General features: G+C 71.7%; 13 protein-coding genes and 2 pseudogenes. 8 read left to right on the forward strand and 7 right to left on the reverse strand.

Going from position 1 to position 20,580, the window contains the following annotated elements:
• The first annotated feature begins 64 nt into the window (after positions 1–64).
• Both M1E25_RS12070 and M1E25_RS12075 read left to right on the forward strand, forming a co-directional pair.
• The gene (locus M1E25_RS12070; RefSeq protein WP_251413978.1) at positions 65–1,447 is read left to right on the forward strand and encodes an FAD-binding oxidoreductase; all 1,383 of its coding nucleotides are present in this window, start codon (positions 65–67) and stop codon (positions 1,445–1,447) included.
• A 192-nt stretch (positions 1,448–1,639) separates the two neighbouring features.
• Positions 1,640–1,999, forward strand: coding sequence for a UBP-type zinc finger domain-containing protein (locus M1E25_RS12075; protein WP_251413982.1), 360 nt, complete (start codon positions 1,640–1,642; stop codon positions 1,997–1,999).
• 74 nt (positions 2,000–2,073) lie between these two features.
• On the opposite strand, the gene M1E25_RS12080 is transcribed toward M1E25_RS12075, so the two are convergent.
• Entirely contained in the window at positions 2,074–3,018 is a 945-nt protein-coding gene (locus M1E25_RS12080) for a DUF5996 family protein (protein WP_251413984.1), read from the reverse strand.
• Positions 3,019–3,311: 293 nt separating this feature from the next.
• Between M1E25_RS12080 and M1E25_RS12085 the strand changes: the two genes are divergently transcribed.
• Positions 3,312–3,947 carry a dihydrofolate reductase family protein gene (locus tag M1E25_RS12085; RefSeq protein ID WP_251413986.1) on the forward strand — a complete coding sequence of 212 codons (636 nt, stop codon included), beginning with the start codon at positions 3,312–3,314 and terminating at the stop codon, positions 3,945–3,947.
• Between the two features lie 352 nt (positions 3,948–4,299).
• Here M1E25_RS12085 and M1E25_RS12090 read toward each other — a convergent pair whose 3' ends face one another.
• The 3 genes and pseudogenes from M1E25_RS12090 to M1E25_RS12100 form a co-directional block, all read right to left on the reverse strand.
• Positions 4,300–4,671 (reverse strand): hypothetical protein, encoded by a 372-nt coding sequence (locus tag M1E25_RS12090; RefSeq protein ID WP_251413988.1) that lies wholly within the window; start codon positions 4,669–4,671, stop codon positions 4,300–4,302.
• A 203-nt stretch (positions 4,672–4,874) separates the two neighbouring features.
• Complete coding sequence (locus M1E25_RS12095) at positions 4,875–5,909, reverse strand: hypothetical protein (RefSeq protein WP_251413989.1); 1,035 nt, start codon at positions 5,907–5,909, stop codon at positions 4,875–4,877.
• A 388-nt stretch (positions 5,910–6,297) separates the two neighbouring features.
• Positions 6,298–7,245, reverse strand: a pseudogene (locus tag M1E25_RS12100) (glycoside hydrolase family 16 protein); the annotation flags it as partial.
• A 712-nt stretch (positions 7,246–7,957) separates the two neighbouring features.
• On the opposite strand from M1E25_RS12100, the gene M1E25_RS12105 reads away from it, so the two are divergent.
• From M1E25_RS12105 to M1E25_RS12125, 5 genes are all read left to right on the forward strand, one after another.
• Positions 7,958–9,262, forward strand: coding sequence for an ABC transporter substrate-binding protein (locus tag M1E25_RS12105; protein WP_251413991.1), 1,305 nt, complete (start codon positions 7,958–7,960; stop codon positions 9,260–9,262).
• A 139-nt stretch (positions 9,263–9,401) separates the two neighbouring features.
• Complete coding sequence (locus M1E25_RS12110) at positions 9,402–10,349, forward strand: carbohydrate ABC transporter permease (RefSeq protein WP_251413993.1); 948 nt, start codon at positions 9,402–9,404, stop codon at positions 10,347–10,349.
• Positions 10,346–11,251 (forward strand): carbohydrate ABC transporter permease, encoded by a 906-nt coding sequence (locus M1E25_RS12115; RefSeq protein ID WP_251413996.1) that lies wholly within the window; start codon positions 10,346–10,348, stop codon positions 11,249–11,251. The genes M1E25_RS12110 and M1E25_RS12115 overlap by 4 nt, the downstream gene beginning before the upstream one ends.
• Before the next feature lie 294 nt (positions 11,252–11,545).
• Complete coding sequence (locus tag M1E25_RS12120) at positions 11,546–12,949, forward strand: GH1 family beta-glucosidase (protein WP_251413998.1); 1,404 nt, start codon at positions 11,546–11,548, stop codon at positions 12,947–12,949.
• Between the two features lie 156 nt (positions 12,950–13,105).
• Positions 13,106–14,155 carry a LacI family DNA-binding transcriptional regulator gene (locus M1E25_RS12125; RefSeq protein WP_251414000.1) on the forward strand — a complete coding sequence of 350 codons (1,050 nt, stop codon included), beginning with the start codon at positions 13,106–13,108 and terminating at the stop codon, positions 14,153–14,155.
• Positions 14,156–14,500: 345 nt separating this feature from the next.
• On the opposite strand, the pseudogene M1E25_RS12130 reads toward M1E25_RS12125, so the two are convergent.
• The 3 genes and pseudogenes from M1E25_RS12130 to M1E25_RS12140 form a co-directional block, all read right to left on the reverse strand.
• A pseudogene (locus tag M1E25_RS12130) lies at positions 14,501–15,869 on the reverse strand (Tat pathway signal sequence domain protein).
• 489 nt (positions 15,870–16,358) lie between these two features.
• The gene (locus M1E25_RS12135) at positions 16,359–17,654 is read right to left on the reverse strand and encodes a TIGR02679 family protein (protein WP_251414003.1); all 1,296 of its coding nucleotides are present in this window, start codon (positions 17,652–17,654) and stop codon (positions 16,359–16,361) included.
• A partial coding sequence (locus M1E25_RS12140) for a TIGR02680 family protein (protein WP_251414004.1) occupies positions 17,651–20,580 on the reverse strand: 2,930 nt, incomplete at its 5' end. The genes M1E25_RS12135 and M1E25_RS12140, both read right to left, overlap by 4 nt.

A 20,580-nucleotide genomic window follows, 5' to 3' on the forward strand; every position in this document is an offset into this window, starting at 1 on the left:
CCGCGTGGAACATGGCCGGCCGTCGGCCCGAAGACGGGACCGCAGAGGGAAGAAGTGGTGCGTCATGGCGCGCACGGTCATGAACGAGGCGGCTGTCGCCGAACTGCGCTCGAGGTTCGCAGGGAAATTGATCACCCCGGAGAGCCGCGGGTACGACGACGCCCGCAGCGTGTTCAACGCGATGATCGACCGGCGTCCCGCCGTCATCGCACAGTGCGAGACGGCGCTGGACGTGGCGGCGGCGATCGGCCACGCACGGGAGCAGGGCCTGGAGATCGCGGTCCGCGGCGGGGGTCACAGCGTGGCCGGCATGGCCGTCACCGAAGGGGGCCTGGTCGTCGACCTGCGGCGGATGCACGCCGCGTCGGTGGACCCCTACAGCCGGACGGTACGGGTCGGCGGTGGAGCAACCATGAGCCATCTGGACCGCGCGACACAGCCGTACGACCTGGCCACCACCGGCGGGCGGGTGTCGACGACCGGCGTGGGCGGCTTCACCCTGGGCGGCGGATCGGGCTGGCTGGAGCGCAAGTTCGGGCTCGCCTGCGACAACCTGGAGTCCGTCCGGCTGGTGACCGCGGACGGCCGGGAGGTCACGGCGAGCGAGAGCCGGAACCCCGACCTCTTCTGGGCCCTCCACGGCGGAGGCGGCAACTTCGGTGTCGCGACCGAACTCACCTTCCGGCTCCACCCGCTGCCCTCGTTCACCGCGGCGCTGCTGCTGTGGCCCGCGGACGCCGGGCCGGAGATCCTCCGGTGCTACCGCGATTTCATGGCGTCCGCACCGGACGAAGTCGGCGGTGGATTCATCTACTTGACGGCCGCCCCCGACCCCTTCGTCCCGGATTCCCTCGTCGGCCGGCTCGCGTGCGCGGTGCTGATCACCTACACCGGCCCCGAAGGGGACGCCCGCGACGTGGCCGAGCCGATGCTGAACCTCGGCCACGAGGGCGAGATGATCGCCGCCCTCCCCTACGCCGAATTCCAGTGCATGCTCGACGACCCTCCGGGGCTGCGGAACTACTGGTCCGCCGAGTACCTGTCGTCGCTCCCCGACGAGGCCGTCGACCTGTTCTGCGCCCGGGCGGGCGAGATGCTCACCCCGTCGGCGTCGCAGCACGTGCTGTTCCCCGTGGGCGGGGCGGTCGCCCGGGGGCCCTCCGAGTACCCGATCGCGTGGCGTGACGCGCCGTGGGCCGTCCATCCGTTCGGCCTCTGGGAGGAAGCGGCCGACGACGCACGCGGGCGGCAGTGGGCCAAGGACGTCATCGCCGACATGCAGCCGTGGGCCATCGGTGCGGTCCTGCTCAACTTCATCGGAAACGAGGGCCGGAACCGGGTGCGGGCCGGAGTGGGCGAGGAAAACTACCGGCGGCTCGCGGCGGTGAAACGGCACTACGACCCCGACAACCTGTTCCACCGCAACCACAACATCGAGCCGGGCTGACCGCAGCGGCGGCTGCACGCGGTACGGCTCGCCCGGCTGCGGTTCCCGGCCCTCGGCAGCCCCGGCAAAGGAGATGTCCGATGAACCGGACGACCTGCCGGTCCCCGAGGAAAGCCTGGTCCTCACCCACTCCTCGCCGTCGGGGACCGGCCACCCCGAACCGTCCGAAGCGGAAGAAGAAGGGACGAGACCATGACGTCCGACCGGATCCCCGGCATCGACCCGTCGGCAGTACCGAGCGGGACCGGCTGCGAGGAGTGCCTGGCGGGTGACGGTCCCGGGTGGTGGCTGCATCTGCGGCGCTGCGCGCAGTGCGGGCACATCGGATGCTGCGACTCCTCACCCTCCCAGCACGGGACCAGGCACGCGCGGGAAGCGGACCACCCGTTCCTCGCCAGCTTCGAGCCCGGGGAGAACTGGCTCTGGAACATCAAGACGGGGCAGTTCTACGAGGGGTTGCCGCTGCCGCCGCCCAACTCCCATCCCGCCGACCAGCCCACCCCGGGACCGCGGGGCCGGGTCCCCGCCGACTGGCAGCTGCAACTGCACTGAACCGCCCGACGCGCACGTCCGCTGCGGAAAGCGGTCCGGGGCCACGGCGGTCCCGGACGACGGCTCGAACGTCCTCAGGGGTGCGGGGGCACGAAGCAGGGGTCGGTGACCCCGCCGGGGCAGGCGAGGCCGGCGACGTCCCAGCCGGCGCGGCCGGCCCCGGCCAGGTAGGCGCTCTCGTAGAAGTCGAGGACGGCAGCGCGGGGATCGGGCCCGCCGCGCACGTCGTCGTACCGCAGCACGGCGAGATGGTTGTCACCCCGCGCGACCCAGCGCGCCGCTTCGGGAACGAGCGGTTCCCCGGCCAGCCCGGCGGGCTCGGGGGCGGTGTAGGAGTAGAACGCGGGCTCGGCGAACGTGTCGTCCCCGAACCAGAAACCGAAGCTGATGACCTCCTGGGAATACGCCTCCCGGGTCACCGGGTCGACCTGCGGCGACTGGCCCGTACGGCGGCCGGAGAACCGGCTGTGGGCGATGTCGAAGGTGTGCCAGAAGTGGTGGACCGGGCTGACCTTGCCGGAGAAGCGCGCCGCGAACTCCTCGAGCACCGAGGCGACCTGGCTGAGGACCCGCCAGTAGCGGTTGGCCTGCACGGGGTCGTAGGCCGCGTGCTCGGTGTCCTCGGCGAACGGGCGGGCGGTGTCGGGAAGATCGAAGGGCCGTGGGAGCCCCATGCGCACCCGGACGTCCAGCGACTCCAGAGCCTCCAGGGTCGCGGCATGGAAGGACGCCACCGACCGGCCGTAGAGCGGGAACGAGACCGCTCTGCCGTCGAGTGCGGCGACGACCAGCTGGTGGTCGACGAAATCGAAGTCCACCGTGAAGATCGGGTCGCCGTCGGCCTGCCCCGTCGGACGCGTGGTGATGCCGCGTCCGGTGAGGTGGAAGGGCACGTTCCACCAGTGGTTCCGCCGACTGCTCGAAGCGAGGCGAATCTTGCCGACGACCTGCGCGAAGCGGTGCAGCGTCTCCTTGGTGTCCCGCCACTCGGCGAGCGGAACCGGCGGGAACAGCTCCATCGCGTTCCCCTTCCTGCGCGAGGACTCTGCCCCATCCATGATGAGCACACCGGGCGGTCCCGGGCATCTCCGCGCATCGCGGGACGGCCCCGGCAGCCGGACCGGGCCCGGTTCTCCCCGGCGGACCTCCACCGTCCAGGCCTCACACCTCCGGACCGCGCACGTCCGGGTCGCACGCCTCGGGGCAGCTGCACCCGTGTCTGCGCCGCGTCGCCGCGGAATCCGTCCCCCCGCGTCGTCCACTGGAGGGGCAAGGACGAGAGAACCGCCGACGCACCCTTCGGGAGAGCCGCATGAGGAAGATCACCGCAGAGTTGTTCATCGCGCTCGACGGCGTCGTGGAGGCGCCCGACCAGTGGCACTTCCCCTACTTCAATGAGGAGATGGGCGCCGCCGTCGAGGCCACCCTCGGCGGCACGGACACGCTGCTCCTCGGCCGGAGAACCTACGACAGCTTCGCCGGGGCCTGGCCCGAGCGGGAGGCGGCCGGCGGGGACGACGCTCCCTTCGCCCAAGCGCTCGGCGATGTACGGAAGATCGTCGTGTCGAACCGGCAACTGGACTTCACCTGGCGGAACTCCGAGCAGCTCGCGGGCGGCCTCGTCGAGGGGGTGACGGCGCTGAAGAACGAAAGCGGAGGTCGCATCGGGATGAGCGGCTCGGTGTCCGTGGTGCGTCAACTGCTGGCCGCGGGGCTGCTGGACGAACTGCATCTGCTGGTGCACCCGATCGCCGTCCGCAGGGGGATGCGGCTGTTCGACGAGGGTGAGCAGCCGATCCCGCTGAAGCTGATCTCGTCCGAGACGTTCCGGACCGGCGTGCTGAACCTCGTCTACGCCCCGGCCGAGCCCCGGGGCCGAGCCGGGTACGAAGAGGCGAAGGCCCATCTGTCCCGGTCCGGCAGCGAACGGGGGCCCGGCGCATCCTGACGAGGCGCCGACAGGTCCTCGGCAGCGGACAGGTTCCCCAAGGGGGCACGGGCGGTCACGACCCCCCGAGCGATACAGCGGAGGTGATTACGGGTCTGGGTTTTCCTTACAGCGGAGTCGACACGAGCCCTTCCTCGCCCGTTGCCGCGATGCGGGGTTGTCGGTTCCGGTCTGCCCGGCCGACACCCCGGTCCAGGAACGGGTCCAAGCCCGCGCACGCCGCAAGGCGAGGCAGCCGCAGCCCCGGCGTGACATCTCAGTGAGCGCTCGGCGTCGTCGCACTGATTGCGCGCGTTCAGGTGCCGCATCAGGGGGTGGGGCGGCCACACATGATCTTGAGAGGCGTACCCACTCATGTCCCGGCGGTAGGCGGCACCGGAGGGGACGGGGTGTCCGTGGTTGCGGGCTCGATATGCCGCTCGTGGTACGTGGTGCGGGCCGCTCCCCCGAGTACGGCCACCAGGACGAGCGCACACGCGCCGCAGGCCGGCAGCGCGACGGCACGCCAGGCGGAAATACGCCGCCCGGTGCGCTTGCGCCACAGAACCATCCAGGCAGCGCACACCACCACGAAGACCATGACCACCCGGGCAAGACCACCAGTGTTGTAGGCGGCCCGCAGGTGCTCATAGTCGGTGGCCAGCACCAGGAGCAGGGCGAGGAGTATCGCGACGACCGCGCACACCGCTTCCAGCAGGCGCAATACGACCTGGCCCGCGCTCATACCGTCTCCTGGCCCCCTCCGCTGCTGCAGTCCCTCCATTCGCGAGCGGTACGGACGGCTTGATCTCGACCTTCTCAACCATCCGGCCGTCCTCGCCGAATCCCATCACTTCCCGTGCCACACCGGTATTCGACCGAGGAAGGCGCCGTGCCGACCGAACTGAACGACGAGTGGACCGAGGCCCCGCTGCAGGGGACTCGACCCTACCGGCCGAGGCCCGCCTCTGCCCGATGGAGACAGAAATCGGCGAGACAGACCGCCCTGCCCACCGAACTCACCGCATAGTCACGAACGAGACCACCGAGTGGCCTTCTATACACCACTCCAGCGGACGCGCCGGGATCTGTGGACACGATCAAGGCCGCCGCCGACGGAGAGCACCCAACTGCTCGTCCGATGGGCCGAGCCGGCAGCGGAATGCGGGCGCTCCCGCGCGAACACGCCGACCGCCGATACGCCCGTCCCGGAGCGCGGCGCACGGAGGGCACGGCACCAATCAGGTGATACCACCTATTTCGGCCATGAGCAGGAATGCCGGCCACTCCGGAGAAGACCTGGTTCCAGACCCCGTTGGTCCAGTCGCCACCGAGTTCGCTGTCACGGGTCAGCCACTGCTGCTGAGAGCCGTTGATGGTGATGCCGTCCACCTTGGAGTCGGCCATGTACCCGCCGCTGGCGTAGCCGCCGTTGCCGGGCTCCAGCCAGAGGACGCCCTTGATGTGCACCCGGCGCATCGGTGACGCCTGGGAGACCGCCCACTGGTTCGACCAGTCGGTCGGGCTGACGGCGAGGTTCTCCACCGAGCGCCAGAAGTTGGTGAGGGCCGAGATGCCAGCCGGCGAGTTCGGGTCGGGCTGGCCGATCACGCGTACCGCGCCGTGGACCTCCACGTCGTCCGGGTGCGCGCCGAGGCCGGCGACGGTGGTGTAGTAGCCGAGCTTCGCGTTGACCTCGTAGCGGCCGGGCTTGAACAGCACGGCGTACCTGTCGGCGCCCATCTCGTTGCGTTCCTGCGCGGCGAAGAGCCGGTCCAGGGTGGCCTGGATCTCCTCGGCCGGGGTGTCCGGGCCGTACACGAAGACGTTCGGGCCGAGGTCCGGGTCAACGCCGTCGGCACCATCGCCGCCGCGGGGCGCGGCGGCGGCCGACAGGGCCGGGAGCCCGGGGGCGGTGAGGGCCGCGGCCGAGGCGGCGGTGAGGGTGAGGAAACGGCGGCGGGAGCGGTCGAGTGGTCTCATCTGCCTGCCTGTCTAGGGGATGGGGTCGGGCCGACCACAAGCCGAGAGAGCGCTCTCATGGTCGGGTGCTGCTGTTCCTGCCCCAGCCAGCCCGACCACACCGGCCTGCGCCGGTTCCGGAGCTGCTGGGGCCGTCGGTTCGCTGCCGTCCGTCCTCACCGCGGTCCTTTCCCTTGCGGCTGGGCGAACAGCGATGCCGGGACGAGGATTCTGGGGCTGCGAGACTCCGTCCCGCGGCTGTCCACCGTCGACTGCCTGCCGGCCGGCGTGGACGCTCTCTGCCTGCCGGTCCGGCTGCCGGCGGGCGCGGCGTCGATGGCGACCGGCAGCCGGGGAACGGTCAGGGGTGGGGCGACGCAGCGTCGCCCCACCCCTGCGATCAGTGCTAGGACTGAAGGACCTGCACATAGTCGACCACCATCGGGTGGCCGGGCTCGGTGGTGCCGGTGGGACCGCCGCCGAACGCGTTCGGGAAGGCGCCGCCCATCGCCACGTTCAGGATGACGAAGAACCCGTGGTTGGTGGCGTTGGCCCAGGTCGTCGCGTCCATCTGGTTCGCCGTGACGGTGTGGTAGTTGACGCCGTCGACGTAGAACCGGATCGCCTCCGGGCTCACCGAGCGGTCCCACTCCATGGTGTAGGTGTGGAAGCCGGACTGGCACGTGGTGTTCGGGCACGCGGTGGAGTTGCCGATGCCGTTGGTCTCATTGCACGGGCCGCCCGGGTTGGTACCGCAGTGCATAGTCGCCCATGTGGTGTTCAGGCCCTGAACGTTCTCCGTGACATCCAGCTCACCGATTCCCGGCCAGTTCTGGTAGTTGCCCCGGAAGGGTGCGCCCAGCATCCAGAACGCGGGCCAGTAGCCCTTGGCGGCGGCACCCGTCACGTTCGGCATCTGCAGGCGCGCCTCCACGCGCAACTTGCCGCCCGCCGGAGGCTGGAAGTCGGAGCGCACGGTCTCGATGCGGCCCGAGGTCCACTTGTTGGCGCTGCGGCGCGGGGTGATGAGCAGGTTGCCGTTGCCGTCGAGCGCGACGTTGTTCGCGCTGGAGGTCATCGTCTCGACCTCGCCGGTGCCCCAGTTGGCGGCGCCGCCCGGGTACGACGTCCCGGTGTCGTACTGCCACTTCGACGTGTCGACGCCGGAGCCGGCCGGGCCGTCGAAGTCGTCGAGGAAGACCTGGGTCCAGCCGGTCGGGGGAGCGGGAGCCGAAGCATCCGCGGACGGCGCGGCGGCCGTGGCGACGGCCACGGCGAGCCCCATCGTGCTGAGGACGGCGACGAGCGCCCGCCTCAGGGAACGCCGCCTGCGGGGGATGCCGGAGGAATCACTCATGGGGGCCTCTCGGGGTACGGGGGAGTTGACGCGCGGGCATCGTGAGAGCGCTCTCGAGCGCTGAATGAGGGCTCAATGTGCTCTCGGCCACCTCGGCTGTCAAGAGATGAAACGGAGAAAGTCCTTCCGGGGAAGGGAGGAGGGGATCCGGTTCGTCCGGTCCGGAGCTGCGGAGAGGTCGGCCAGGCAGCGGGCCGCGCCCCGCGTCGCGGTGCAGGGGGTCAAGCGTGACGCGTTCCGGCACGAGGCCCCAGGTGATCTCCTCCAAGACGGCGGCGGTCCACCAGGTGCCCTGCCGAGGCGAGTTGAGCGCCCGGTCACACTGGGACACCGCCGCCGACCTGCGGATTCCGGTGACTTGATCGGCTACACCACCCGGCGGACACCCGGCGGGACGCCATCAGCGAGCTTCCCCGATCACCCCCGCCGCAGCCGCATCCGGCACGGGAGCACCAGGCCGCTCCCAGGTCACCCTCTGCCCGGTTCCCCCGAAACAAGCCCGCTCCTGAACGTCACCGACAGCACCCCGGCGGGCAGAGCCGGGGCGTGGGGCCGACTCGGACCACTCTGTTACGCATTCGTTTCTTGACGTGGCCTGCGCCGCTGCGGCAGTCTCCTGAGCGCCGTCTGAGAGCGCTCTCAAGAATCCTTGCCAAGGGTGCTCTCAGCATGTCACGCCCCGCATCCCGTCCCGAAGCCATGGGAGGCTTCCATGCCCATCTCCCGAGCCGCCAGACGCGCCACCCTCAGACTCGGGGCGGTCGCACTCGCCGGTGCTCTCCTCGCCGCCTGCGGGTCCGGTTCATCGGGTTCGTCCGCCAGCGACGGCGGCAAGGTCACGCTCACGGTCGACCTGTTCGGCACGTTCGGCTTCAAGGAAGCCGGCCTGTACGCGGAGTACGAGAAGCTCCACCCGAACGTCACGATCAAGGAGTCCAGCACCGAGCAGGAGAACGACTACTGGAAGGCGCTGCAGACCCGGCTCGCGGGCGGTGGCGGTCTTGCCGACATCCAGGGCATCGAGGTGGGCCGCATCGCCGCGGTCACCCAGCAGCAGGCCGACAAGTTCGAGGACCTGAACGCGTTCGGCGCCAAGGGCCGCAAGAACGACTACTCCCCGGCCAAGTGGGCGGCGGCCACGGCGGCCGACGGCCGCACACTCGGCCTGGGCACCGATGTCGGCCCCGAGGCGATCTGCTACCGCACCGACCTGTTCAAGAAGGCAGGACTGCCCACCGACCGCGACGAGCTGGCCAAGAAGTGGTCCACCTGGGACGGCTACCTCGCGCTGGGCAAGCAGTACCAGGCGAAGGCCGGTTCCAAGAGCCACTGGATAGACAGCGTCGGCAGCCTCTACTCCTTGATGATCGGCCAGCAGAAGGAGCGCTACTACGACGACTCCGGAAAGCTCGTCTACAAGGACAGCCCGGCCGTGAAGGCGGCCTGGGACACCTCGGTCAAGGCCGCCGAGGAAGGCCTGAGCGCCAAGCTCAGGCAGTGGACGCCCGGCTGGAACCAGGCGTTCAGCAGCGGGTCCTTCGCCACCATCGGCTGCCCTGCCTGGATGCTGGGCTACATCAAGGGCCAGGCCGGCAACGGCGGCCAGGGCAAGTGGGACGTCGCCCCGCTGCCCGGTGGCGTCGCGGGCAACTGGGGCGGCTCGTACCTGGCCATCCCCAAGGGCTCGCCGCACGCGAAGGAGGCGTACGAGCTGATCAAGTGGCTGACGGCGGCACCGCAGCAGGAGAAGCTCTTCAAGAAGCAGGGCAGCTTCCCCTCCAGCCTCGGTGCCATCGAGGCGGTCAAGGACGTCAGGGACGCCTACTTCAGCAACGCCCCGACCGGCGAGATCTTCGGCAAGGCCGCCGAGACCTCTCCCGTGCAGGTGCTGGGCGTGCATGACGGCGATGTGACACAGCAGATCACCGACGCCCTGAACGAGGTCGAACAGAAGGGCACCAGCGCCGGCACCGCCTGGAGCCACGCGGAGAAGGGCATCGAGAACGCGGTCGGCTGACCGCCTCCCGGGCGCGAAGGACCTCTCCCGGCTGTCGCCGGTCCTTCGCGCCCTGTCCTCGGGACATCTGCCCTGCCGCTCCCCCCAACGGACCTCCCTAGACCTGCCCCCCGACCTGCCCCGACTGAAGGTCTCGCCCATGACCCTGACCGCCACCGCCCCGGCGCGGACCACGCGACCGCCGGCCCCCCTGCGGCGGCGCCTGGCCCGGCTGTCGCCGTACGCGTACGTCGCACCGTTCTTCACCCTGTTCGCCGCCTTCGGGCTGTTCCCGCTGCTCTACACCGCGTACGTCTCCCTCTACCGCGTCGAGCTCCAGACGCCGGGGCAGATGGAGTGGCGGGGCCTGGGCAACTACACCGCGCTCTTCGGCGACGAGTACTTCTGGACCGCGCTGCGCAACACCTTCGCCATCGGCGTCATCTCCACCGTGCCGCAGCTGATGATGGCGCTCGGCCTGGCCCACCTGCTCAACTACAAGCTGCGCGGCCGCACCCTGTTCCGCGTCACCATGCTGCTGCCGTACGCCACGTCCGTGGCCGCGGCCACCCTGGTCTTCGCCCAGCTCTTCGGCCGCGACTTCGGGCTCATCAACTATCTGCTCGGCCTGGTCGGCATCCACCCGGTCGACTGGCAGTCCGGCACCGTGGCCTCGCAGATCGCCGTCTCCACCATCGTCACGTGGCGCTGGACCGGCTACAACGCGCTGATCTACCTCGCCGGAATGCAGTCCATCCCGGCCGACCTGTACGAGGCCGCCGAACTGGACGGTGCCTCCCGGTGGAGGCAGTTCCTGCACGTCACGCTGCCCGGTCTGCGCCCCACCATCCTGTTCACCATCGTGGTGTCCACAATCGGCGCCACCCAGCTGTTCGGCGAGCCGCTGCTGTTCGAGGGCAGCGTCTCCGGCGGCATCTCGCACCAGTACCAGACCCTCGGCCTCTACATGTACGAACAGGGCTGGGGCTTCTTCCACCTCGGCCGCGCGGCCGCCGTCGCCTGGGTGATGTTCCTCCTGATCGTGCTCCTGGTGCTGGTCAACACCGCCCTCGCCCGCCGCCGCAGCGGTAAGGAGACCAAGCGATGACCGCACTCGCCACGCCGCAGCGCACCAAGAAGAACGCCGGGCCCTCCCGGCCTGCCTCCCGCCCGCGCGGGGGGCGGGCGGGAGGCCAGCACCACGGGGGCCGACTCGCCTACGCGCTCCTCATCGCCGCCGCGCTGGTCTCCGCGTTCCCCTTCTACTGGACGATCGTGGCGGCCACACGCTCCAACGCGGACCTGGCGAAGTCTCCGCCGGCGCTGCTGCCGGGCGGCAACCTGGTCCACAACTTCCAGCAGGTGCTCGAGCAGGCCGACATCGGCAAGGCAGTGCTCAACTCCCTGATCGTCTCGGGGTCGGTGACCGCGGGGACCGTGCTGTGCTCGACGCTGGCCGGCTTCGCCTTCGCCAAGCTGCACTTCCGGGGGCGCAACGCGCTCCTCGCACTCACGATCGGCACGATGATGATTCCGCCGCAACTCGGCGTGATCCCGCTGTTCATGGTCGTCGCCAAGCTGCACTGGGTGAACCAGCTCCAGGCCGTCATCCTGCCCGGGCTCGTGTCCGCCTTCGGTGTGTTCTTCATGCGCCAGTACCTCGTGCAGGCGCTGCCCGACGAGCTGATCGAGGCGGGCCGCGTCGACGGCGCGTCCACAGCGCGGATCTTCTGGAGCATCGTCGTCCCCATCGCGCGGCCCGGCATGGCGGTGCTCGCGATGCTCACCTTCATGGCCTCGTGGAACGACTTCTTCTGGCCGATCATCGCGCTGACCTCGCAGGAGCCGACGGTTCAGGTCGCCCTGCGGCAGCTCGGCGGGGGATACGTGCACGACCAGTCCGTCATCATGGCCGGCACCCTGCTGGGCACCCTGCCCGTGCTGCTCGTCTTCGGTCTGCTGGGCCGGCAGATCGTGGGCGGCATCATGCAGGGCGCCGTGAAGGGGTAGGCGCGGCTCCCCCCGCGCCGCCGTGTGCGGGCGCGTCGCGCCCGCCCCGGACGGCCCCCGGTCCACCGCCCTGCGCCCCCGGCGCGGTCGATCCGCCCCGCCTGCCGCCCCGGAACCAGGCGGCCGCCGACCGGGGCCGCACCATACCTCTCTGCCCGCACTCCCGGACCCGGACAAGCGGACCGGTGCCCCATGACCGCCACAGGGCCGAAGACGCCCCATGACCGCCACAGGGCTGCAGAAAAGCGGAAAGCCCCGGTCACCACCATCCGCAACAACCACGACGGAGCCCCGATGACCACTATCGACCCCCGCACCGCGACCGCCTCCGCGGTGACGTTCCCACCGGCGTTCCGCTGGGGCGCCGCCACCGCCGCCTACCAGATCGAAGGAGCAGCGGACGAGGACGGCCGGACACCGTCCGTCTGGGACACGTTCAGCAGGACGCCGGGCAAAGTGCGCAACGGCGACACCGGGGACATCGCGGCCGACCACTACCACCGCATGCGTGAGGACGTCGCGCTCATGGCCGACCTGGGCCTGACGGACTACCGCTTCTCCGTCTCCTGGCCACGCGTGCAGCCGACGGGGCGCGGCCCGGCCTCCCAGAAGGGCCTCGACTTCTACCGCGCCCTGGTCGACGAGCTCCTCGCCAGGAACATCCGCCCCGTGCTGACGCTCTACCACTGGGACCTCCCGCAGGAACTGGAGGACGCGGGCGGCTGGCCCCAGCGCGACACGGCACAGCGGTTCGCGGACTACACCGCGCTCGTGGCGGAGGCGCTCGGCGACCGCGTAAGGACCTGGACGACTCTGAACGAGCCGTGGTGCGCGGCGTTCCTCGGCTATGCCGAAGGCGTCCACGCCCCGGGCCGCACCGAGCCGGAGGCGGCGCTGCGCGCGGCACACCACCTGAACCTGGCCCACGGCCTGGCCCTCGGCGTGCTGCGTGAGCAGGCGCACCCCTCGGCCGAGGTGTCACTGACACTGAACCTCGCCGCGGTCCGCCCGCTGAGCGACAGCCCCGCCGACACGGACGCGGCCCGGCGCATCGACGCGCTGGCCAACCGGATCTTCCTGGACCCCGCCTTCCACGGCCGCTACCCGGAGGACCTGCGGGCGGACACCGCGCAGCTCACGGACTGGTCCTTCGTGCGGGACGGCGACCTGCCGGTCATCTCCCGCCCGGTCGACAGCCTCGGCATCAACTACTACACCCCCACCGTGGTCGCTGCCGGCTCCCACCCCCTGCCCTCACCGTGGCCGGCCGCACAGGACCACGCGCGGTTCGTACCCGCGCCGGGCCCGCGCACCGCCATGGACTGGCCGGTGGACGCCGAGGGCCTGTACGAGCTGCTGACGCGGCTGCAGGACGAACTGCCGGCCACTCCGCTGCTCGTGACCGAGAACGGCGCCGCCTACGACGACTACACCGACCCCAGCAGGGCCGTCCACGACCCCGAACGGGTCACCTACCTCCGGGCGCACCTCGAGGCCGTGCACCGGGCGATGGCGGCCGGCGCGGACGTCCGCGGCTACTTCGTGTGGTCGCTGCTGGACAACTTCGAGTGGGCCTACGGCTACAGCAAGCGATTCGGCATCGTGCACGTGGACTACGCCAGCCAGCGCCGCACGCCGAAGGACAGCGCCCGCTGGTACGCGGATGTGGTGGCTCACGGCAGGTTGCCGCAGGACTGACCGCCGCCGGGTGCCGGGGGTGCCGCGCCGGGCTCGCGGGGTCGGATCGGTCGGACGCCTTTTCGTAGGACGAATCGGTGAGAGCGCTCTCTAACCAAGGGGCTCTCACGCGGTCACGCGGGAGCTACGCTGTTCCCGTCCCGAGAGGAGTGTTCCTTGTCCGACCAGAACTCCGTATCCCGCCCCACCCTGGAAGCCGTCGCCGAACGGGCCGGCGTCTCCCGGGCCACCGTCTCCCGTGTCGTCAACGGAGGCAGCGGCGTGCGCGAGGCCCTGGTGGAGAAGGTCCGCCGCGCCGTGGAGGAACTGGGGTACGTACCGAACCATGCGGCCCGCACGCTGGTCACCCGGCGCACCGGCGCCATCGCCGTCATCGTCGCCGAGCCGGAGACCAAGGTCTTCACCAACCCGTTCTTCGCCGAACAACTGCTCGGCATCAGCCGGGAACTGGCCGGCCACGACCTTCAGCTCGTGCTGCTGCTGGTCGAGGGACCGGCCGACTACGACCGCGTGGGCCGCTATCTCGCCGGCGGCCACGCGGACGGCGCCTTGCTGTTCTCCCTGCACAACGACGACCCCCTGCCCGCCATCACCCGCCGGGTGGGGATTCCGACCGTCTTCGGCGGCCGCCCCGGGTGGGCGGGGGCGGAAGCGGACCGCGGCATCCTGTACGTCGACTCCGACAACCGCGGCGGCGCCCGCGAGGCCGTGCGCCATCTCATCACGCTGGGACGTGCACGCATCGCGACCATCACCGGGCCGATGGACCAGACGGCCTCCGTGGACCGGCTCGACGGCTACCACGACATGCTCATGGACGCCGACTCCAAGCTCATCGTCGAAGGGGACTTCACGGAAGCGGGCGGCGCACGGGCGATGGCCGAGCTGCTGGACCGTGCCCCGGACCTGGACGCCGTCTTCGTCGCCTCCGACCTCATGGCCTGCGGGGCACTGCGCGTCCTGCGGGAACGCGGGCGCCGGGTGCCGGAGGACGTCGCGGTCGTCGGCTTCGACGACATGGCCGAGGTGGCCGAGCTGACCAACCCCCCGCTGACCACGGTCCGCCAGGAGATCGAGGAGATGGGCCGGCTGATGGTACGGCTGATGCTGCGCAGTCTCGGCCAACCGGCGAAGGGAGACGGCGTCGGCCGCCCCCTGTCCTCCGTGATCACCCCGACCCGGCTGATCCTCCGGGCTACCGCGTGACCCACGCCGACGCGCCGGCGGTCGACCGTGCGGCAGTGACCGGCACAGGCGGTCTTCGCGCAGACGTGGACGGCGCCGGGGCCATCAGTTTCTGCGCACGGGGCCCCGGGGTCGGTATGTGCAGGCCGTCGGCGCTCTCCCCCATGCGAACTGGGCAGTGTCCGGCCAGTGCCGGTGGCTGCACCGCCGAGTGGCGCCCGTCGTCCCGAAGGCCGGCCGGCAGCCCTGAGCGGCGGCACGGTGACGTGGGGTGGTTCGATTCCGCACCGGCGTCCGAGGGGCCCGCCCCAGCGGATCCGGGGCGGGCCTAGCCGGTTGAAGCGACATCCTGACCGCTAGGGGAGTTCAGTGTGCGTGGAGCGGGTTGGTGCGCGTTGCGGCGAGCAGGTACCAGGCTGTGGCGCCGGTGTGCCGGTAGGGGTAGTGGCCGAAGCCGAAACCGGTGTCCAGGGGACTGCTGGCCGAGACCACACCCGACCGTTCGGGAAGAGGTCTGCCTCCCACGGTCTGTCCGGCACCGAGACGGTCCTGCGCCTGTTCGATAGAGGCGATCAGGCGTTCGGCGCGCTGTTCGTCGCCGGGTGCGCGGCGCTCGCGCAGGGCCAGGGCGAGGTGTGCGGTGCCCTCGAACCACACGCCGTTGCGGTCGGGCTTGGGCTGGTACGGCGCGATGGGCGCGTCCTCGTTCGCTGCGAGGGACGCGGTGCTGAAGGTGACACCCTCGTACGACTGCCCGGACGGAACGGTGCTGTTGGGCCGGTCGGGGCTGTCCAGCACCTTCAGATCGGCCGCTGCCCAGTCGAGCGACCCGGGGCGGCGGCGGTCGCGAAGCGCCAGGTAGCTCCAGGTCTGGGTGTCCTCCGGAATGGCGGACGTGTTGATGGTGACGCCGTCGTTGGTGCCGGTGTAGAAGAAACCCGCCTGACGCGTTCCACATCCTTCCGACGAACGCTGCGGCCCGCGCGCGCCGCTGGAGCCAGTTGCTGTCCCCGGTGAGCCGGGTGAGTCTGCCGACGAGGCAGGTCAGGTCGATGTTGTGCTCAGTGGCGGTGTAGGGGAGCTTCTGGTTGCCACTGTCGACACCGAACTTGTAGCCGCCGAGCGGCTCATCGGTCCGCGCGCCGCTCTCCACCCATTCGCCGATCCGCACGGCGCCGGTGAGGAAACGGCGCGCGCCGGTACGCTCCGCCAGCGCGGTCAGGGCGATACCCGCCCATGCCATGTCCCCGACGGCCGTACCGATGAAGCCGAACTGGGTGCCGACGTTCACCGTGCCGTCCGCACGGACGAAGCCGTCCGGCTGGGAGGAGCTGTCGTAGAAGACATACGGGCCCACGTTGTATGCCTGGCGCAGCCTGCCGTCCTCGTACTGCGGGTCGTGGGCCTGTGCGTACAGCAGTGCGTCACCGAGGGCCACGGCTCTGGTCCGCGCGACGGGGCCGGGATGCGCGAGGTAGGCGAGTATGGCGAGGGCGTTGTCGTAGGTGAACGCGGTACTGAACAAACCTGCCTGGTCGATGTAGCTCTGTGCCAGGCGGATGGTGCCGTGGTCCGGATAGCCGTCCAGGGCCGTATCGAGGAAGGCGTAGCCACGTGTCTGGGCATCTCGCGGCCCGATGGCGTGCGTTGTGTCGGCGGCCGAGGCGGCCGTGCCGCCGCCGAACGCGGTGAGGCCGACTGCGGCGGTGGCCCCCAGGAGCGCCCGGCGGGTGATCGTCCGGCCTCCCCGATCTGCTGCGAGGTGCTCCTCGCGATGATGTGCCAGAGCGGCCACGGGTCTACTCCTAGGTATGTTCGCACGGCAACTTGAGAGCGCTCTCAAAAATGCGCACATTGTGCTGGCCTCGGCAGGGCCGGTCAAGGCTGTTGCAGCCGGCTGCGCTCTCCGCGGCGCAGCGAGTCGTCGATGCCCTTGCGGCGTTCGGCTCCCGGTTCGACCGACGCAACATCCCGGATGTCGTGACTTGTGCATGGGTCCGAAGGGCAAGGATCGTCGCCTCACGCAGGGGGTTTTCCGGTGAAGGCGGGCGATCCGTTTGCGTGTGTGGAGGACTCGCCTCGCACTGCCCAAGTACATCCAGTACGAGGACTTGCACCCGGCACGCCGAGAGCACGCACCGGACGCCACTCCTCGACGGGGAGACGCTTCCTGCCGCGGCACTGGCACCCGGTGAGACGGCCACGGCGCCGTCGCCGCCCCCGCTCAGTGTCCGAGGTCGGCCAGCAGGTCGTCGAGCACGGTCTCCTCCTCGATGCGCACGCCGAGTTCGGTGAGGGCCGCGGGCAGGTCCGGGTCCCACGCGGCAGTGGTCGGCGTGCCGGTCAGGGGCGAAGCCAGTGGGGCGGCGGCGACCGCGTTGCGATACTCGGCTGCCGTGTAACGCCAGGGGTGCCAAGGGACGCGGCGCAGCAGGGCTGAGGCGATGCGCAGGCCGCCCCAGTCGAAGTCACCGTGGTAGCGCAACGTGCTTCCGTGAGTGTTCAGGTGGCGCAGCAGAGTGAGGGCGGCGGCCGAGGGCTGGCCCTGGAGGCAGACCAGCGGCGGGCAGGCGGTGCCCAGGGCGTCGGCCGCGGAGGCCAGGACGGCCGGGTTCTCGCAGACGCGGACGACGGCCGACGCCGTGTGCGGCGGTTGCCGGGTGAGCTGCCGCAGCGTCAGGACCGCGGGTTCGCCCTCGTCCGCCAACCGGTCCAGGGCGGGGGTGCCGCGCAGGCCCAGAGTGAGGACCGTGGAGGAAAGGGCATCCTTGAGGAGCCCGGCCGATGCCCATGCCTCGCGGCGCCACTCGGCTCCGTTGCCGTCCGGGAAGCCGGTCAGCGCGCGGGCGCCGGACAGGACGAGGGTGGCGAGCGGGGTGCCGTCGTCGAGGGCGTGGGCGTCGCCGAAGGTGGCGCCTGAGAAGACGGGCATGGACACTGCGGGATCGGCCGGCAGCCGGCGCAGGGCCTGTGCGGTGTTGTCCAGCAGGTTCTTCGCCGCCTGCGGGGTGCGGGCGAGCCGGCGTACGAGGCCGTCCGAGACGACCCTCTCCGCCCAGTCGCCCAGCTGGGGCCTGTGGGTACGGACTAGTTCATCGAGCGGCGTGTACGCCTCCCGCCAGGCGCGCGCCTCCCGCTCGCGCACGTCGGCCAGTCGGGTGACGGGTCCGGTGAGGGCGGTGACGGCGGCGCCCAGGCCGTCGGGGCTGACGCCGGAGCGGCGCAGGACGGCGTCCACGGCCTCAAGACGAACGCTCAGCCCGTGTCCTGCGCCGGGGGCGCGGCCCAACAGCCTTTCGGCGGCGGTCCGCTGCGCGGAGGTGGGGGCGGTCAGCGTGACCGGGCCGGTGAGGGGTTCGTCCCGCGCCATACGGCGGCGTACGCGGTCGATCAGCCAGGCGAGGTCGGGCCCGCCGAGCAGCCGGGTCAGGCGGTCGCGGTCGACGGGTGCGGCGGGCTGCCGGGGGCTGCTCGAACACCCCCCGGTGTCCTCCCGCTCGTTCGTGCCCCTCTCGCTCATGCCCGCGCGGCATCCTCGGTTCCGGCCGCCTCCGGAGCCGCCCGTGGACCGGTCTGCTCGGGAATGCCCCCCGTCGGGCGACCCGGTTCGCTGCCCCGGCCCCGTGCGGTCCCGTCCCACTCCCAGCGGGTCACCAGGACCGCCGGGATCTCGTCGACGCGGGAGAGTTGGGCGATGGCGATGCCGGGGACCTGGGGGTAGCAGGCCCATTCGCGTTCGGAGGTCATCACCACGTCCAGGTCGAAGGCGTGCAGCAGGCCGAGGCACTTGGCGCGGGAGTCGTCGTCGACGCCGGCGAAGGCCTCGTCCAGGGTGACCAGCCGGGGGGCGTGCGGGGCGGCGGTGGCGTAGTTGGAGGAGGCCGCTGCGAACAGCGGCACGCTCACGGCCAGGACGCGCTCGCCGCTGGAGGCCGGCCCGGTGGCGGGGACCCATTTGCCGTGCTGGTGGCGTTCGATGCCGAACTCGTGCCAGGCGCGGTGGTCCAGGGCCGCGGTCAGCACCTCCAGCCAGGTTCCCGCGGTGTCCTCGGCCTGGCGGCGGGCGATCTCGGCCTGCAGGAACTCGCCGACCGCGGCCCGGTCCTCGGCCGTCCAGGCGTCGGCGGACTGGCGCAGCCGCTCGCGGGCCTGCGCGAGCCCGGCCGGAGCCTTGCGGGAGGGGCGCCAGACGAGCCGCAGTCTCATGCCGGTGGAGGTGGGCCGCTCCTTCAGTTCGGCGTTCATGGCCTGCACCTGGCGCTCGGCGGCGCCGATCAGCTCCTGGAGGGTGCCGGCGACCTCGGTCAGCAGGTGGGTCTCCAGGATCTCCCGCTCGTGCGCGGACAGGATGCGGGTCAGCTCGGCGACCTCCGCGGCGAGGGCCTCGGCGAGCTCGGGGACGCCCCGGGTACGGCCCTGGTAGACGATCTCGACGACCATGCCGTCCTCGGTCATCTGCGCCGAGGTGCTGTGACCGCCCCGGGAGAGCGCGTCCTGGAGCTTCTTGTACTCCTCGCTGAGTTTCTTCTGCACGCGTTCCCAGGCGCCGTCGGAGTCGTCGGTGCCGGACAGGTCGCTCTCGATCGCGCGGGCGAGGGCGATGGCCGGGGTGGCGGCCCAGGGTCCGGTGTCCAAGGGCGGTACGGCCGCCTCAGGCAGGGCGACGGCGAGCAGCCCGGTGGCCGTGAACCGCTGGAGTGCGGCGATGGCGTCGGCGCGAGCCGCGGTGGCCTCGAGGACGTCCACGTCCAGGCGTTCGATGTGCCCGAGTGCCAGGTGGGCGCGCCGGTCTGCGGCCGTGTGCTCCTCGCGTGCCCTGCCCTGCTCGCGGTCGCAGGCGGCGAGGGCGTCGGCGGTGTCGGCGAGGCGCCGCTCCAGCTCCGCCACGGCGGCGCCGACGGTGGAGCGCAGAGTGGCGTGACGCTCGTCGGCCGCGGTCGCGATACGGGCTGCCTCCTCGGCACGCCGGGCCAGCTCCGCCACCCTTTCCTCGGCCCGCTGGGCTTCGGCGCGCTCGTCGGCCAGGGCCCGTGCCGCGTCGGCGCGCTCGCCGAGCGCGGGCCACAGACCGGCGAGGACGGCGGTGTGGTCGGCCAGGCCCTGGCGGACGGCGGCGAGGTCCGCCCGGTCCGTGGGCAGGTTCACCGCGGCGGCGGTGTCGGTGAGTTCGGTTGCCGCCTCGGCCTCTTGGCTGGACGCCTCGGCGAGTTCGGCGGCGCGCTCGTCGCGGCGGGCGCCGGCCCGGTGCGCGGCGTCGGCAGCCGCGGCGGCGAGGGCGTGTGCCCGGCGCAGGGCATCGTCGTCGGGGACGCCGGCCAGTTCGGCGTCCAGGGTGCCGCGTCGCCGGACCACCGCGGCGCGTTCGGCGTCGAGGCGAGCCATGTCCTCGGCGTATGCGGCGAGTTCGCCGTGCAGGGCGGTGATGCGGGTCCGGCGGGCCTCCTCGCGGGCGCCCTCACCTACGTACACGGCGGTCTGCTTCGACCAGCCGCCGGTCAGCGCGCCGACGCGGAAGCGGCCGTCCGCGCTCACCCAGGTGTCGCCGCCCGCGCCGAGCCCGACACCGGCGAGCAGGCGGGCGACGGTCTGCTCGCCCACCGCCGCGGCCCGGGGCTCGCCATTGTCCACGGCCGGGCGGAGCACGTCGGCGAGCGTGCTCCCGGGCAGCGGGCCCGCGGGCGACAGCAGGACGTCGTGCCCGTCCGCACGCAGGGCGGTACCGTCCGGGCACACCCAGGCGTCCAGAAGCCCGGACGCCTCCAGCGCGGCCTCCAGACCCGCCCGTTCACCGGCGGTGACATGGTCCCGGAACTCGACCAGCCGCCACAGGGGCGCGCCCGAGGCCTGCTCGCGCAGGCCAGGGGTACGGGTGTGCGGAGCGGCCGGCCCGCGCTGGCCGCCCGCCTCCAACTCGGCCAGCTCCCGCTCGGCCTCGGCACGCCGGGCCTTGAGACCGGCCAGTTCCTGTCCGAGGACGGCGGCGCGGTCGGCCAGGTGCGCCGCCTGTGCCCGATGGGCGTGACCGGCTGCCTCCCGTGCCGGGTTCGGCCCCTGGCAGTGGGTCACCCAGTCCTGTGTCGCGTCGAGCAGCCCCACGGGATCGGGGACGGCGAGTTCCTCACAGGCGTCGAGGTGGGCGCGGACGCGGGCGACGAGGTCCGTGCCCGCCGCCTCGGCGGCTTCTTCCGCCTCGGCCTGCCGCCGCGCGGTGTGGCCGGCCTCGGTCTCGGCCTCGTCCAGGCGGCGGGCGGCGGAGCGCCGTTCGGCGGCGGCCCGGTCGGCGCGGTCCGCCAGCTCATGCACATGCTCGATGGTGCGCCGTCTGCGGGCCACCGCCTCCTCGGCGGCCCGCCGCAGTTCCGCCTCCGGCGCCCCGTCGGTGCGCGGCGCCTCGTCAATGCGGGCCGCCGCTGCCGTGTCCCGGGCGCGCCCGGCCAGGTCAGCGA

Origin of the sequence: Streptomyces meridianus (assembly GCF_023703325.1) — a bacterium.
GTDB classification, from domain to species: domain Bacteria; phylum Actinomycetota; class Actinomycetes; order Streptomycetales; family Streptomycetaceae; genus Streptomyces; species Streptomyces meridianus.